Here is a 15,382-nt window from a genome sequence, read left to right as displayed (position 1 = left end):
ACTAGAAAATATTTTCTATCTTTTAATATTTTGCTTGCATTGTTTGTTTCTATTATCTTTGGTTGAGACTATTACTTAATGTAAAATTTAAACTCAATACAAAAAACAACTTTCCCAAATAAACACAACATCATCAACATTAAAAATAATCAAAATAAGGAGAATAAAAAAATGTTAAACAACGTTCAATTAATCGGTCGTATCACTCATGATCTTGACAAACAATATCTTAAGGTTAACAACGAACAAATTCCTAAAATAGATTTTCAATTAGCGGTTAACCAAACCAAAGACAAAGTTCAATATATTCCTTGTGTAGTTTTTAGAACCCAAGCGGAAAATTTTCATAAATACTTACATAAAGGGTCTAAAATTTATCTAGAAGGGACATTATCTATCCAAAAATACACCAACAACGAAGGTCAAAAGAAAACAAATAATAAAGTAATCGTTAATAATGTCATCTTTTTAGATAATAAACCTCAAACTGATAATTTACCATTTTAAAATAAAAGAACATTGATATTAAACATCTTAACTTTTAAAAAGAAAACCAAAATAAAGGAGAAAAAAAATAATATGAGTGACGCCATGACTGAAATCGCCCGCAGTACTTACTTCAAAGACCGCAGCAAATTAAAATCTAAAACTAAAAAAAATAATAAACCAAACCAAAAGGAGAAAAAAATATGACTAAAAAAGAATTAATTAAAAATATAGCCGAGGCCAATAAAACCTCAATTTCAAAAACAGAAGAATTTTACCATTCATTCGAACATACCCTAATAGAATCCATTACTTCCAACGAAGAAGTAATTTTATCCTCTAAAATAGGTAAATTCATCTTAAAAACAAGAAAAGCTTATACTGGTAGAAACCCCCAAACAGGAAAAAAACTAAAAATTCCTGCAAAAACCATAGTAACTTTTAAATTATCTAAAACCATTAAAGATAAAGTGAAAGATTTAATCTTGAAATAACCATTAATAAAAAAACATTAGAGAAAGGAGGTTAAATGATGAAATTAAAAACCAAAATTTATCTCAGTTTTTTAGGATTTCTTCTGTTGGGGTTAATTATTTTATTAATTATGGGACTTTTTCAAACTAATCAAACACCCAACAAAACTGGAAAAGTAACTAATCATCCCCAACTGGATTCAACTAAACAAAAAGCGCTCGAACAAAAAATCATTAACCAACAAGCCAAATTACAAAAACTCCAACAACAAGATCACCAATTAAAAACTCAAATTGATGAAAACGTCAAAACTTTAAATGACATTATTACCAAAATTAAAACTCTTCAAACTGAATTAACTAATAATCCTCAATTAAATCCGACAATAAAAGCCCAAAAACAACAACAATTAACGGAACTGAAAAATCAACAACAAACTCAACAAACCTTAGTCAATAATTTAATCGAACAAAGAAAAGCTTTAAACCAAAATGAAAAAGAAAAACAAGAAGAATTAGCAAAATTAGCTCAAGAAAAAGCTCAATTACAAACTCAAGAAAATCTTCAACAACAAATCACCCAATTAAACCAAGCCTTGTGTTATGTGGAAGCTAATCAAAAAAAAATCGAAGAATTAAAAACTCAAAAAGAATATCGTACAAATCAAACTGAATTAAAAAATTTAAATTCTTTCAATCTTTTCTTAACAGGTCAAAAACTTTATTTTACCAAACAAAAAAATAATTTAACCACTCAATTAAATCTCTTAAAAGCTAATAAACCTTTAGCAAATATTAAGCATAAAGTTACTTTTAAAGAGGTCTGTGGAATGGAAAATGAAAAAGAAGAATTAGAAGATTTATTAACTTATTTTCAAACTAATCAATCTTTGATTAACTTTGATAAAGTGCGTCCGAAAGGCTACCTTTTATATGGACCACCAGGAACAGGTAAAACTTTTTTAATCAAAGCTTTATGTGGCGAGGCTAATGTTCACTTTATTAACTTAATTCCTGCAAAATTAGACCAAAAATACATTGGTGAAGGCAAAGCTACCTTAGAAAAAATCTGGCAAGAAGCCGAAGAAAATGATAAAACAATTATCTTTATTGACGAAATCGATGGTTTACCTAACCGTAGTGATAAAAATACTTCCTCAGTCAGCGCCAATATTGTAAACACTTTATTAGATAAACTTGATGGATTTCAACGTTCTGATAAAAAGATTGTCTTAATGGGCGCCGCTAACAACCTTGATAAAATTGATAGTGCTTTAAGAAGTCGTTTTAGTAAAGAAATCTATGTGGGTAATTTAAAAGATAGCGAAATTGAAGGTTATTTAAAACATAACATTATCCCTTATCAAATTAGTTATCATACTTTTTTAGCTTTAAAAGATATCGCCCAACTATGTCAAGGCAAAAACCTCTCTAACCGTGATTTAACCACCATCATCGAAGAAGCCTACAAAAAAACCGCCAAATGGCAAACAAAAAACCCAGAAACTCACGCCGTTATGTTACCTTCCGATTTAGAAGAAGCCTTAAAACTAAAATTAAAAATTAACCCTGATTATCAACAAACCAAACAACGCCGCGAAGCTTGTGAAAATCAATATTATCAATGGCGTCAAGGGTTCAATCAATATTTAGCTAAACCTAAAGACACCATTAAAATAGAATGTCGTTACACTTTTGATGGCTTAAACGGAATTAATTATTACCGTCAACAACATTCTCAAACTAAAACTGATTTAGAAAATACAACAAAAAAATTAACCCAAATCCACCAAGCCAACAAAATCCCTCAATTAGAAAAGGAATTAACTACCTTAAACCAAACTCCTGAAAAATACGAACAAACAATCAAAGACAAAACCCAAGAAATCATTAATATTAAAAATAAACTGCAAAGATTAAAAACTAGAGAAGAAAAACTAAGAAAAGAATTAAAACTGGTCGAAAATCGTCTAAATACCCAACCCGAACCTTCCAACCTAGCTATCTTCATCAAAAACCGCCATCCTTTCGACCGATGGAATAAAGATGGCGATACTTATAATCATACTACTTTAGACGGTTTCGACAGTGCATCTTTTGACGCAAAAGCCGACAGCCAATTATATTCTTACATTAACTTCGAAAAAAAACAACACAAAGGCCCAGGTGGTAACTACTTAATCCTAAAATACAAAGGCCCTAAACATTTCTTACAAGAAGACAAAGACTATTACCTTGGTGATGCTTTCGTTCACAATGAAAACTTCAAATTAACCGATTTTCACCTCCACTTCAACCCTATCCGTAAAACTTTATCAATCTTCAAAGATAAACATCATGTAAAACCTCAAAATAATAATTAAAAATAATTTCACCAACATTAAAAGACTCTATTTAGAGTCTTTTTTTATATCAAATTAAAGAAAGAGAGAAGAACTATGAATAAAAAAAATAACAAAAAAAATACAAAAAAATCAACTGGAAAAATAATCATTACCAAAAGAAAACCAACAACCGAACATCCTAAAATAGTTATTGAAACACAAACTAAAAAAGAAAATTGGTTCCTAAAAATCTTAAAATCAATTTTCAATATCATCCTTATTTTATTACCATTTATCCTAATTGGTGGGGCAATTTATTGGACACTTTTTAAATTTTTTCCTGAAGTTTTAAACCAAATCAACGATTTTACAAATAACGCCGCGACTAAAATTAAATCGTTATACGATAAAACTACTCAACCAATTCGTAATTTTATTGAATATATCTATCGTAAATTAACAGGCAATGATAAAGATCCTAATCACATTCCTTCGCCACAAACGAAATTAGGATATTATTTAGCAACTACTTTAAGTGTGATCGGTATTTGTTTAGGATTAGGTAAAATCGGTAATTGGTTTAAAAGTGGCAAGACAAAAACAATAAAAAAAGGTACTAAAACTATCGTTCAAAAGAAAGCTACTTCTAAAGTAGCTAATTTCGGTGGCAAACTGTTAAGATTTGGCAGCAAGGCCATTTTCTTTGTTTCTTTAGCTTCAACCGCTTATGAACTTTACCAATTTTATCAAAGCGAAACTAAAAATCCTCATCCGCCCCAACCATTAACCAACAAAATAGAAAATCCCCAAGCGCCAATCTTACAAGCGCCATCTATTCAACAAACGCCAAGCCCAACCATTATTGAAAATGAAGAATCAACTTTAACTAATAATAATGAAAATAAAATAACAGAAACAACTCAAGAAGAAACTAACAATACTGAAGATACAAATGCCAACGAAAGTGAAAACCATAATCTCAATCCCTGATCAAGGTTCAGTTGATAAAACAACAACTGAACCAGAACAAATCTATGAAGAACAACGTCACCACACACAACACCTTGGCGAGGAATTAAAAGAAACTAGTAAAGTAACTGAAACTCACCAACAAACTCCTGAAGAATTACTCAAAGCTAAAAAGTTATTAGAAATTAAACTCCAACAAGAAAAAATAAATAGTCTTAATTTAGAAACCCAAAAAGCCAATTTAGAACATGATTTAATTCAAAAACAAGAAGAATTAGAAAATAATCAAAAACTATCTGAACAAGAAAAACAAGAACTTCAAAAAGAAATCAATCAACAAACTGACAAAATCCGTTCTAAAGAAAACGAAATCTTTACCCAAGATCAAAAAAAATAATCAACTAGAAACCGATCTCCACCAAGAAAAAACTCTCAACACGGAAAAAGAAAAACAAATTAATAAATTAATCGAGCAAATTAACGAACAACATCAAAATATGGAAAACCTCCAAAATCAACTCCAAGAACAAAAAACCTTACTAGAAGCTAAAAATCAAGAATTATTAACCAATCAAGCCTTATCCGAACAAGAAAAGCAAACTCTCCAAAAGGAAATCAATCAATTAACTACTAATTTTCAACAAAAAGAAAAGGAATATCAAACTATCATCGCCCAAAAAGATCAAGAAATAACCGAACTAAACCAAATCATTAACCAACAAGCTGAAGAAATAAACCGTTTAAGCGACGAATTAGAACAACAAATCGATAAATGGGTACAACAAGGCCTACATATTCAAGCCCTTGAAGGAACAATCAAAGCTTTAGAAAACGCTTCAGGTAAATATATCGAAGAAAACGCTGAACTCCGTCACGAAATCGAAACTCTCAAAGAAAAATTAAAAACCGAAAAAACCCGACACGAAGCAACTAAAAAAACTTTGAAAGATAATATGAATAAATTAACCGACAAAACAGCAGAATACAACCAAACCAAAGAAATCATAGACAAACAAAAAACCTGGAAAGGTTCAATCCAACCTTTTACTACAAAAATTAAAGACGACGTAAACAAAAAAATCGATAAAGTAACTTCTTGGTTTCGTAAATGGTTTTAAGGTTAATTAAAAAGTTAAATATGTTAAAATACCTATATATTGAAAATTCTTCCAAAGGAATTAATAAACATGTTCAAAATTAAAAAAATAAGCAAATGGTTTTTATTAATAATTATTTTAATCGTGGCAGCTTTTATTGGGTTTATCATCTTAACTGAAACAGGAGTCATCAAACTCCCTAAAGACCCAATTCCTACCTTTCAAGAAACTAAATTTGAAAACATTGAAGAATGGTACGACGATAATCAAAAATGTACAATGATTAAAGCTAAATACACCTTTGATGGGTTAAATGGTGTTGGTTATTATCAACAACAAAAACTAAAAGCAGAACAATTATTTCGTGAACGAGAATTATTAGAAACAGAAGCTAAAGAAAAAAACCTACAAATTTATTTAAATGATAAAGCTATAGATATGAATCGTTCACCTAATAATCCTGAATTAGATAATTTATCAAAAAAAATCATGAAAAATCAAGATGAACTAATTAAAATAAATCAACGCTTAATATTAGAACGCCTCGAATCCCAACCCGAACCTTCCAACCTAGCTATCTTCATCAAAAACCGCCATCCTTTCGACCGATGGAATAAAGATGGCGATACTTATAATCATACTACTTTAGACGGTTTCGACAGTGCATCTTTTGACGCAAAAGCCGACAGCCAATTATATTCTTACATTAACTTCGAAAAAAAAAACACAAAGGCCCAGGTGGTAACTACTTAATCCTAAAATACAAAGGCCCTAAACATTTCTTACAAGAAGACAAAGACTATTACCTTGGTGATGCTTTCGTTCACAATGAAAACTTCAAATTAACCGATTTTCACCTCCACTTCAACCCTATCCGTAAAACTTTATCAATCTTCAAAGATAAACATAACAATGATAAAGTTGAAGAAGCAGAAATGAAAAGAAGACAGACTGATGTCTGGTAATAAAAAATAAAAGGAGATTTCATATAATGTTTAAAATCAAAAATAATTTATTATTGTTATTAAATGTATTTGTATTCGCTTTTTTAGGATTATTTTTAATTAATAATAATCAACAAGTAATGGGGATGGATAAAGATATTGCTAGCACTAGTAATAATAACCCAAACATAACTAATTACTCTATTGAAGAAAATATAATTAATTTAAAATATAAAATTCGAGAAAATGCAGTTAAAAAAATAAATATAGAAAACGAAATACAACAATTATCAAATAATGAACCTAGAAAAAATACTCTTTTAACCTTAAAAAAAAATTTAGAAAATTTAATTAATAATCAAAAAGAACAATTAAAAACTTATCAAATACTTTTAAAAACTTTAAATGATGAAAATAATTAATTTGTATTTAATAAGAAATAAAAATATTTAACTTTTTATAAAGACCCTCCTCAGGGTCTTTTTTTATTACCCAATACTTAAAAAAGAAAGGAACTATTAAAAATATGTCCATTAAAAAAATATTACCATCTTTACCGAGTAACATCATCTTTTTTATTATTATCTCTATTTTATTAATACCTTTAATTTTTATTAATTATTTAATCAAATTCTATCTTTTTACCTATCAATTAAGCATCAAAAGACTAAAACAAGGAATAGTAGTTCAATTTTATCAATATCTAACTACTACGAAAACTAATAATCATGTGGAACCTAATTAATACTTGGTTAACAAAATTAAATAATTGGTTTGCTACTATAAGTAATCATTTCTTTAATCATCAAAATAAGTGGCTTAATTTAGCTTTATTAATCATTATATTATTATTTTTACCTCATCTCTTATGTTTAATTGATTTCATCTTTAAATGTCTTTATCATATATTAAATTTATCTTATTATTTAGGAAAATATCTTTTTTCATTATTAAAGAAAATTTTTAAGAAAGGGGAATAACAATGCAAATCACCTTATCACAACGTACCAAAGAATGGTATCAACACCGAAAACAATACATAAACGCATCAGAAATAGGTAGTATCACAGGCAATGACAAATTTCGTTCTTTAGAACAATTGGTTCATGACAAAATCTTTGGCACTACTTTCACAAGCAACAAATACACTGAACATGGTAATAAAATGGAACCTTTAGCGAGAACTTTTTTCGAAAAAACCACGAAACTTGATTATCCTGACACCATCTTTACAGATGACAAAGAAAAAATGTTTTCCGCTTCTTTAGATGGTTATAATACTAAAACCAAAACTCTCTTAGAAATCAAATGTCCTTATCGTGACGAAAACAACAACATATCTCAATCTTGGAATGGCTTTTTAACAAACAAAGAAGTCCCTAAAAACTACTGGGCACAAGTTCAATGTCAACTTTATTGTTCCCAAGCTCAATTCGCTTATTTCTTAGTTTATTTTAATGATAATGATTATCATGTAGTCAGAATTTACTTAGATAATAATTTTATTACTAAAATGATTCAAGATAGCAAACAATATTTAGAACTTTTATCAAAAGCCAAACAAGAATTATCACAAACAACTTATTTAAAACAATTAAGTAAAATCAAATAATTAATTATTTTAGACCTTCAAATCGAAGGTCTTTTTTTATACCCAAAATATAAATTCAAAGGAGAATTAAAATGAAAATAATCGTATTTGAAGGACTAGATGGCAGTGGTAAAACAACTTTAATTCAAAAAATTAGAAAACAATTAGAAAAACAAGGTCACGAAGTAATTAATCTACAAGGTTTAGGAAGTTCCTCCATCGGCCAACCTCTTCGTGATATCTTTTTAACTAATTCCCAATTAAAACCATTAACTAGATATTTATTGAGTTTTGCTAATATGCAACAAATCCAAGAAGAGGAAATAAAACCACATTTAGCAACTAATAAAATCATTTTAATAGATAGATGGTTAGGTTCTAACTTGGCCTATCAAGCTTATCCTCACAACATTGATAAAAACTATCAGCTTTTTAATTTACTTAATAAACAATTTATTAAACCAAATATGACTGTTTATCTCAAAATCAAACCACAATTAGGTTTAGAACGCAAACAGAACCAAAAAGATCATAAATTAGACGTCATAGAAACTCATCCTTTATCATACTTTCACCAAGTAAGCCAAGGATATGAATTATTCTTAGAAAGAAAAAACCTCGGCCACAAATTCATCTTAAAAGAGATGAATAGCAAAACAACATTAACTAACCAAAAACAAATAATCAAACAAATAGGAGAAATACAAAATGGCAATAATTACTAAAAAAAACCTGTAAAAACAGAAACACTTATTACTACTATACCAACGGCAAAATCAAAACCGTCACCAAGGACGGTCTTGTTAAATGGAAAACTAAAAAAATCTTTAAAAAAACTCAAAAAACCAACAAAAGACCTTAATTTAAAGGTCTTTTTTTATTTAAAGAAAGGAATATCAAATGTTAAATAACCAAGATTTTTTTAATATTCAACAATTTAATACTAATATCCAAACTGTGGAAATTTTAAAATATTTTTTTAACAAAGACACTTTTAATCTTTCTATTAACAAATATATGCAAACCAATGACCAACAATTAAACCATTATTTTAACCAAAATAACACCAATTCTCAAAGTCAAAAAGTCATCCGCGGTAAAATCAATGAATATCTCATTTTATTATATTTTCAAAACAAAGGCATCATCAATTTATATCCCCAGGCTTATTTATTTTTCATCCCCGATATTCGCTTTGATTTAGTTTTATTCACAGAAACCAAACGAATAATGGCGTTTAATTTTAAAACCTGTCTCCGAGACCGCTATAAACAAGCCATGGTAGAAGGACAACAATTAAAAAAATTAGACACCCGTTTTGAGTTCTATTTATTAACCAATAACGAAACCGAAACCCAAAGACTAAACAATAAAATCAATCAAGGAAAAGTGCAAGGAATTAATCAAGTAATTAACTTATTTTCCAATTCAGCTAACAATTTCTTACAAAACTTAATTACCAACAAATTTATCCCTTTTTCTAATATCAATATAATTAAAAAATAAAAAAAGGAGTTAATATAAAAATGTTAACCAACGAACAAAAAGCGTTAAAACAACTAATAAATTATATCGAACAAGGCCAATGGGAAAAGTTAAACCTTTACTGCCAAATAATAAACCCTAAAACTTTACTCGATCCCCAAAATAAAAAAATATTTACAACTTTAAAATATTTATTTTTAGAAAAACAAACAACTCATCCTTGGGATAAAATAAAATCTCAAACTGATATAATCAAAGAGTTATTAACATATTTACAAACTAATTTCCAACAAGATAACTTTACCAAAGAATCATTATCTTTTTTAAATAATGATTTTAGTAAGGAAAATAACCTTGATTTCTTAGATAACTTAAAACACACCTATACCCAAGAAAAGCTGTTCCAACAACTCTTAAAAATTATTAGTCCTTCTTTTGAAACCCAAGATCCTTACACTAAAAACTTATATTACCAAGAAATCTTTGATAAATTAAGAAATTTTATCTCTTCAATTCCCCACAAAAATGATAAAACACACTTTACTTTAAACCAAATGGCCTCTTTACATACTGAGTTTTTTGCCACCGACAACCAAGCAAAACAAAAAATCCAAGAAGAATATTACCGATTATCAGAAATTTTTAAAGGACTCAACCAATCCACTAAAGGATTCAAAAAAAGCCAAATCATAACTATTGGAGGCTATACTGGATTAGGTAAAACAACTTTTGTCTACAACCTTCTTTTAGATATCGCCAAAACAAAACATCAAGAAAGTTCTTGTTATCCTCATATTTTGGTATTTTCTTATGAAATGACAATGGAGGAAAATTTAAGTCGTTTATTAGCTCACCAAACTCAAATTCCTTTAGATGTTATTTTAGATAAAAATTTGGAAGACTCAAACATCACACCTCAACAATACACGGAAAGGATGAAACAAGCCAAACAATTTTTTGTTAATATCAATTTATCATTTAGTTATGATAAAAGCAAAAATATTGATTATATCATTGATTTAGTTTATCGACTCTATTTAGAAAAACAAGTAGAAATCATCGTTATCGACCATCTCCAAATTACTAAAGCTAGTAATCATTTAGAAAATGACCGTCTAGCCATTGACGAAATTATGACTAAACTCAAACAATTAGCCATGGAATTAAACATCATTATTATCATTCTCTCTCAATTTTCAAGAGATACATACAGCAATTACCAAGGAAAATCCCCTGAAATAACCGCTTTAAAAGGAAGTGGTGGAATTGAAACCAATTCTGATATCGTCTTAATGATGTCTGAATTTAGACCAAAACTAGCCAAAGACCAAGAAAAACCTTTAAATATTTATAATTCAACCTTAAATCAACTCTATTTAGAATCTGATGACAATGAAAATCAAAAAATAATTGAAGTATGTATCAAAAAAAATAGAAGTGGTAACAAAAAAACCTTAATTTATCACTTTGAAATGAGTACTCAAACTTTCCAAGAAATCGGTTATGTTTTACCTTATAAAATAGAAACTTATTATTAATCAAAAAAATAGGAGTTAAAATAAATGAATCATCAAAACAAAATTAAACACATTAAAACTAATTTTCCCATGATTGTTTTATTAAAAAAATTAAAAATTTTACCAACTAATTTCAATATCAAATATCGTTTTCCTTGTCCCATCCATCAAGGCCAAAATCCTACTTGTTGTCATATCAATGATCATAACCAGATTCATTGTTGGAAATGTGGTCGTGATTACGATATTATTGATGTATATAGAGAAATAAGACAAATTAAATCCTTTAGCGAAGCCATTCAAAGAATAGGTCACTTTATGAAAAATCAAGAATTTAACAACCTCATTCAACAAGAAAAAGAAATAACTACAACATCTTCTAATCCCTTTCAACACCAATATCAAACTAAACAATCCCAAAATCCTATCGACGAACACCAAATTCAACTCATCAAAAACCAACTCTTGAAAGAAACATCACCATTATTCAATCAAATCCGTGATTATTATCATTATTTATTAATAACTAACCACAACAACGAATCATCAATGGGTCTTGAATATTTAACCCAAAAAAGAAAATTAACCCTAGAAACTATTAAAGAATTTAAACTAGGTTATGCTCCATTATTAAATAAACCACTTTCTTTTAGATTAAGCAATTTCTTAAAAAAGAAAAATATTGATACCACAAAGTTAGTTGAATATGGTTTTATCAAAGAAAAAACCAATCAAAAAGGAACTAAATATTATCACGATACTTTTCACGGTTCTATTATTATTCCCATTGAAAATGGATATAATAAAACATTTCATTTTTATCAAAATAACTTTCGTGAAGTGTCTTATTTCCAATCTAAATATCAATCTATTAACAATTTCAGCCAAATTCCTACTTTTCATTTCAGTTATCGTTTTTTTGAAGCTTTACCGTATATAAAAAAAACTAAAACAATCATCATTCATGAAGGTTTTTTTGATGTCATTAGTTGTTGGCAACACGGTATCAAAAATGTCGTGGGGTTAATTTGTGTTGCCCAATTACTTTCCCAAACTCAAATGGATATTTTAAAAAAAGAAGCAATTAAAGTCATTATTGCCTTAGATAACGATGAAACTGGAAGAAAACGCAACGAAGCCTTAGGTGAACAACTTAAAGAACAACAAATCCCTTATGAAATTAGACGTATTTTGCCGCCTTATGACAAAACTTGTAAAGATGTTGATGATTTATTACGACAATATGGGAAAGAAGTTTATCAAAAATGTTTTTTAGATCCATACATCTCATATGAAGAAGCTGAAAAGAAACAAATAGTAGATTTAGCTATTTATTTTTTTGGAGAAGATAAAGTTGAAATAATTACATAATTATTTATTATAAAATAACAATTTAAACCCAAACTCAAAATTTTGTCCCTATAAAACCTTTTAAATTCAAATTAGTAATATGAATCACGCACATTCAATTACTAAGGTCCAAAATTAATAAATAATTTAACAAAATTACAAAATAAAATCGAAAGGAGACAAAATATGCAAGAATTGAAAAACTAATTAAAAAACTGATTACCGAAGTTGATTTGTGTTATAATAGATTTATAAAAATAAAAGTTAATGAAAATATGAAAAAAATAAATTTACAAATAAACCACTATCTCCATTTAACACCATTCTTTTTTTCATCAGTTGTAATTGTTTGCTATGGTTTTAATCAAACTGTTTTTCAATATTTAGCTAATAAATGAATTATTTCCAAAAAGATTAGAAATTCAAAGAAACAATAATATTTTCAAAGATGAATCAGGATATGTTTTAGGCAACATTAAAACAATCGAAGTTAAAAATAAAACTTTTAATACTTGCAAAATCCCATCCTTATCAAATAGATGTAATTATATCAATAAAAGGAGATTTGAAAAAATGAAAATTAATTTAACCAAAATAACATATTTAAAAGATGGCAAAACAATTGATTGGATTGACGAATACGATAAAAACGGGAAAATAGTAAAAAAACCCCTATACAATTTCAACGGTACAATTAATTATATCGAGGAATACAAATAAAAAGAGTAAAGTAACTAAACTAACCAATTATGGGACTAAGAATCCATAATATTAATAAATGCCATCCAACATATACCTAAAAAATATTTCAATATTCAAACTTGACCTTCAATTGAAGGTCTTTTTTTATATCAAAAATAACAAAAAACTAAAAAACTAACTAAAAAGGAGAAAAATATGAACAATAACTTCGATCAAGGAATTAGAATCGGTGGATGGAATGCCAAAAACAACCCCACTGATTTAGACCAAATTAAACTCTTTTTACAAACCTTAAAACAAGATTTAATCAACCTGACCATTATAACCCACTCTAAAAAGAAAAATACTTATCAAGAAGCCAATTATCGCCCTAAAAACCAAACTCTCTTCATCGATCCTCAAATCTTGGATGAAATTAAACAAACAAAAATAACCTTAATTAATGATAATTTCTCTTCTAGTAATAGTAAACTATTACTTTCAGATTTACCCCCCCTTAAACCAAAATAACCCCCTTAAAACCTATCATGATATCTTTCAAATCAATTATAAAAATGAATCTAAAAATATCATCAAAGAATTAATTGGCAAAATCAATCTTTATAAACTAGAAAACTTACAATTATACCAATTAGACCCCAATAAACTAGATAAATACAATAAACCGATTAAAACAAACTATAAGAAAGGTTTAAATATCATCTATTATCGACAAGAAGATTTAAAATATATTCAATTCTTCTTAACTAAAACCAAACAAGGTTATCGGGCAAAAAAATACGTTCTGGTTATTTATCAAATTTAAATAAAAAAGAATTAAAAATAAATAAATAATTTATAATTACCATTTTATTACCATTAAGTTACCTTTTTATTACCACTTTATTACCATATTGCTTTTCAAACATCCTAGATAAAAACAAACACATCGAACCAGTGATATTTTATATTTTATATCGATAATGATAATGATACTCGATATTTGATATTATCGTTGTATCATGTTTATCATTATTATTTATCGATATAAAAAAATCTTTCTTTTAATTAATTTTATTTTTTAATTTATTTTAATAATTAAATAAACTTTAATTTTTAAAATAACTGCCTTACCAGTTATAGGTATGTGTTGTGTGTTTAAATAAATAATATATTAGTTAAAAACAATATTAATAATTATTTAATAGCATTAAAAAAAACCTTTAAAGAGTTATAATGGTTGATATAAAAAAAATATAAGATAAATTGGTGTTAAAATGAAAAAATTAAAACAAAAAATCAACTTATTACAACAAATGATTCACAAAATAGAAAAGCTAGATAAACGAATTATCTTTAATTTGGTGGCCAAATTTCAAAAAGATTTAAATTTAACCACCATTTTACAAACAATTAAGATTAAACGAAGTACCTATTATTATTGGTTAAAAGTTAAAACAAAACACCAAGAAAAAAAGGCAAAATATCTTTTACAACAAAAACGCATCCAAGCTTTGTGTCAAACATATGAATATTTCTTTGGCCATCGTAAAATTACTCATTTATATCAAAACATATTTAATGAATTCATCACTAAGAAAAAAGTTTATCTCATTATGAAAGCAAACGACATTTGTTGTCGTCTTAGAATCCAAAAAAATAAATATCATTATCGTTCTTTAAAGGATAATTTAAACATAGTCCCTAATTTAATTAATCAAGATTTTAAAAGCGCTGCGCCAATGCAAAAACTTTTTACCGACATCACTTATTTTAAAACTCCCCAAGGATTTTTATATTTTTCTTGTATTATCGACTCTTTTAATAATAAAATAGTCGCTTCTCATGTTTCTAAGCAACAAAATAAGGATTTAATTTTAAACACTATCAAAAAAATTCCTAAACTAAAAAATCCTTGTATTATCCACTCTGACCAAGGTACAGTTTATCAATCACAAAAAGTCCAACAAACTTTAAACAAAAAAGGATTTTTAATCAGCATGTCTCGTAAAGCAACTCCACTTGATAACGCGGTTATTGAGAATCTTTTCGGCCAAATGAAAAGTATTCTAGAAAATCGTCATCCTTTTTTATTCCAAAAACCAATGACAAAAATAAAAACTATCATTAACCAATTTCCTTATTTTTGGAATAAAAAATGGCTTTTAGCTAAATTAAACTATTCATCTCCTTCTCAATATTCTCAAAACTTAATATAAATTATTTACAAATATCTTTTTAATTAAACCTTTTAAAAAAGGTATCTTTATTGCGCCTTTTTTTCAATCAAATGATATTATTAATAAGAAAATGTATTTTCTTTTTATTTTGTATATGAGTTTTTAACTTTTTTTACCTAAATATATAGTGAAGAGATAAAATATTAGCAAAAATATCTTTTGAAACTAGCAAATTATAAAAAAAATATTAGACATTTTTTTCGTCTAATGAAAATACTTTGTTAG

Annotated in this window: 18 protein-coding genes; all 18 read left to right on the top strand. The window is 27.3% G+C overall.

Features of this window, described 5'->3' with window-relative positions:
- The first annotated feature begins 171 nt into the window (after window positions 1-171).
- The 18 genes from AYWB_RS01090 to AYWB_RS01010 all read left to right on the top strand — a co-directional run bounded on the left by AYWB_RS01090 (window position 172) and on the right by AYWB_RS01010 (window position 15,136).
- Window positions 172-507, top strand: coding sequence for a single-stranded DNA-binding protein (locus tag AYWB_RS01090; RefSeq protein ID WP_011412514.1), 336 nt, complete (start codon window positions 172-174; stop codon window positions 505-507).
- Between the two features lie 182 nt (window positions 508-689).
- Window positions 690-980, top strand: coding sequence for an HU family DNA-binding protein (locus AYWB_RS01085; protein WP_011412512.1), 291 nt, complete (start codon window positions 690-692; stop codon window positions 978-980).
- A gap of 38 nt (window positions 981-1,018) precedes the next feature.
- Window positions 1,019-3,322, top strand: a complete 2,304-nt coding sequence (locus AYWB_RS01080; RefSeq protein WP_041639815.1) for an ATP-binding protein — start codon at window positions 1,019-1,021, stop codon at window positions 3,320-3,322.
- A 75-nt stretch (window positions 3,323-3,397) separates the two neighbouring features.
- Window positions 3,398-4,273: a hypothetical protein gene (locus AYWB_RS01075; protein ID WP_011412510.1), complete on the top strand. Its 876-nt coding sequence runs from the start codon at window positions 3,398-3,400 to the stop codon at window positions 4,271-4,273.
- Window positions 4,248-4,649: a hypothetical protein gene (locus tag AYWB_RS04035; RefSeq protein ID WP_187321649.1), complete on the top strand. Its 402-nt coding sequence runs from the start codon at window positions 4,248-4,250 to the stop codon at window positions 4,647-4,649. Before AYWB_RS01075 ends, AYWB_RS04035 begins: the two co-directional genes overlap by 26 nt.
- A gap of 100 nt (window positions 4,650-4,749) precedes the next feature.
- Window positions 4,750-5,370 carry an ATPase gene (locus AYWB_RS04030; RefSeq protein WP_011412508.1) on the top strand — a complete coding sequence of 207 codons (621 nt, stop codon included), beginning with the start codon at window positions 4,750-4,752 and terminating at the stop codon, window positions 5,368-5,370.
- Between the two features lie 69 nt (window positions 5,371-5,439).
- Complete coding sequence (locus AYWB_RS04220; RefSeq protein WP_425303925.1) at window positions 5,440-6,102, top strand: hypothetical protein; 663 nt, start codon at window positions 5,440-5,442, stop codon at window positions 6,100-6,102.
- Window positions 6,103-6,340: 238 nt separating this feature from the next.
- Window positions 6,341-6,715 (top strand): SVM family protein, encoded by a 375-nt coding sequence (locus AYWB_RS01055; protein ID WP_011412506.1) that lies wholly within the window; start codon window positions 6,341-6,343, stop codon window positions 6,713-6,715.
- Window positions 6,716-6,819: 104 nt separating this feature from the next.
- Window positions 6,820-7,038 carry a hypothetical protein gene (locus tag AYWB_RS01050; protein ID WP_041639812.1) on the top strand — a complete coding sequence of 73 codons (219 nt, stop codon included), beginning with the start codon at window positions 6,820-6,822 and terminating at the stop codon, window positions 7,036-7,038.
- Window positions 7,039-7,275: 237 nt separating this feature from the next.
- Window positions 7,276-7,905 carry a YqaJ viral recombinase family protein gene (locus AYWB_RS01045; protein ID WP_011412505.1) on the top strand — a complete coding sequence of 210 codons (630 nt, stop codon included), beginning with the start codon at window positions 7,276-7,278 and terminating at the stop codon, window positions 7,903-7,905.
- 71 nt (window positions 7,906-7,976) lie between these two features.
- Entirely contained in the window at window positions 7,977-8,609 is a 633-nt protein-coding gene (gene tmk / locus AYWB_RS01040) for a dTMP kinase (protein ID WP_011412504.1), read from the top strand.
- Window positions 8,610-8,784: 175 nt separating this feature from the next.
- The gene (locus tag AYWB_RS01035; RefSeq protein ID WP_011412503.1) at window positions 8,785-9,390 is read left to right on the top strand and encodes a hypothetical protein; all 606 of its coding nucleotides are present in this window, start codon (window positions 8,785-8,787) and stop codon (window positions 9,388-9,390) included.
- A gap of 20 nt (window positions 9,391-9,410) precedes the next feature.
- A complete protein-coding gene (locus AYWB_RS01030) occupies window positions 9,411-10,907 on the top strand; it encodes a replicative DNA helicase (RefSeq protein WP_011412502.1) in 1,497 nt (498 codons plus the stop codon).
- A 24-nt stretch (window positions 10,908-10,931) separates the two neighbouring features.
- Window positions 10,932-12,257 carry a toprim domain-containing protein gene (locus tag AYWB_RS01025; RefSeq protein WP_011412501.1) on the top strand — a complete coding sequence of 442 codons (1,326 nt, stop codon included), beginning with the start codon at window positions 10,932-10,934 and terminating at the stop codon, window positions 12,255-12,257.
- Window positions 12,258-12,511: 254 nt separating this feature from the next.
- Window positions 12,512-12,634 carry a hypothetical protein gene (locus AYWB_RS04380; RefSeq protein WP_274376784.1) on the top strand — a complete coding sequence of 41 codons (123 nt, stop codon included), beginning with the start codon at window positions 12,512-12,514 and terminating at the stop codon, window positions 12,632-12,634.
- 175 nt (window positions 12,635-12,809) lie between these two features.
- Entirely contained in the window at window positions 12,810-12,956 is a 147-nt protein-coding gene (locus tag AYWB_RS04215; RefSeq protein ID WP_238374422.1) for a DUF2963 domain-containing protein, read from the top strand.
- Between the two features lie 177 nt (window positions 12,957-13,133).
- A complete protein-coding gene (locus tag AYWB_RS04210) occupies window positions 13,134-13,448 on the top strand; it encodes a hypothetical protein (RefSeq protein WP_011412499.1) in 315 nt (104 codons plus the stop codon).
- A 746-nt stretch (window positions 13,449-14,194) separates the two neighbouring features.
- Entirely contained in the window at window positions 14,195-15,136 is a 942-nt protein-coding gene (locus AYWB_RS01010) for an IS3 family transposase (protein ID WP_011412497.1), read from the top strand.
- Window positions 15,137-15,382 lie beyond the last annotated feature (246 nt).

The organism is Aster yellows witches'-broom phytoplasma AYWB, assembly GCF_000012225.1.
In the GTDB taxonomy this organism is placed as follows: Bacteria; Bacillota_I; Bacilli_A; order Acholeplasmatales; family Acholeplasmataceae; genus Phytoplasma.
This window is presented reverse-complemented; position numbering and strand designations above follow the sequence as displayed.

What these genes read in the sequence shown, in the direction of transcription:
- AYWB_RS01090 (WP_011412514.1), top strand. Translation starts at nt 172, where the DNA reads ATGTTAAACAACGTTCAATTAATCGGTCGTATCACTCATGATCTTGAC.
- AYWB_RS01085 (WP_011412512.1), top strand. Translation starts at nt 690, where the DNA reads ATGACTAAAAAAGAATTAATTAAAAATATAGCCGAGGCCAATAAAACC.
- AYWB_RS01080 (WP_041639815.1), top strand. Translation starts at nt 1,019, where the DNA reads ATGAAATTAAAAACCAAAATTTATCTCAGTTTTTTAGGATTTCTTCTG.
- AYWB_RS01075 (WP_011412510.1), top strand. Translation starts at nt 3,398, where the DNA reads ATGAATAAAAAAAATAACAAAAAAAATACAAAAAAATCAACTGGAAAA.
- AYWB_RS04030 (WP_011412508.1), top strand. Translation starts at nt 4,750, where the DNA reads ATGGAAAACCTCCAAAATCAACTCCAAGAACAAAAAACCTTACTAGAA.
- AYWB_RS04220 (WP_425303925.1), top strand. Translation starts at nt 5,440, where the DNA reads ATGTTCAAAATTAAAAAAATAAGCAAATGGTTTTTATTAATAATTATT.
- AYWB_RS01055 (WP_011412506.1), top strand. Translation starts at nt 6,341, where the DNA reads ATGTTTAAAATCAAAAATAATTTATTATTGTTATTAAATGTATTTGTA.
- AYWB_RS01050 (WP_041639812.1), top strand. Translation starts at nt 6,820, where the DNA reads ATGTCCATTAAAAAAATATTACCATCTTTACCGAGTAACATCATCTTT.
- AYWB_RS01045 (WP_011412505.1), top strand. Translation starts at nt 7,276, where the DNA reads ATGCAAATCACCTTATCACAACGTACCAAAGAATGGTATCAACACCGA.
- tmk (WP_011412504.1), top strand. Translation starts at nt 7,977, where the DNA reads ATGAAAATAATCGTATTTGAAGGACTAGATGGCAGTGGTAAAACAACT.
- AYWB_RS01035 (WP_011412503.1), top strand. Translation starts at nt 8,785, where the DNA reads ATGTTAAATAACCAAGATTTTTTTAATATTCAACAATTTAATACTAAT.
- AYWB_RS01030 (WP_011412502.1), top strand. Translation starts at nt 9,411, where the DNA reads ATGTTAACCAACGAACAAAAAGCGTTAAAACAACTAATAAATTATATC.
- AYWB_RS01025 (WP_011412501.1), top strand. Translation starts at nt 10,932, where the DNA reads ATGAATCATCAAAACAAAATTAAACACATTAAAACTAATTTTCCCATG.
- AYWB_RS04380 (WP_274376784.1), top strand. Translation starts at nt 12,512, where the DNA reads ATGAAAAAAATAAATTTACAAATAAACCACTATCTCCATTTAACACCA.
- AYWB_RS04215 (WP_238374422.1), top strand. Translation starts at nt 12,810, where the DNA reads ATGAAAATTAATTTAACCAAAATAACATATTTAAAAGATGGCAAAACA.
- AYWB_RS04210 (WP_011412499.1), top strand. Translation starts at nt 13,134, where the DNA reads ATGAACAATAACTTCGATCAAGGAATTAGAATCGGTGGATGGAATGCC.
- AYWB_RS01010 (WP_011412497.1), top strand. Translation starts at nt 14,195, where the DNA reads ATGAAAAAATTAAAACAAAAAATCAACTTATTACAACAAATGATTCAC.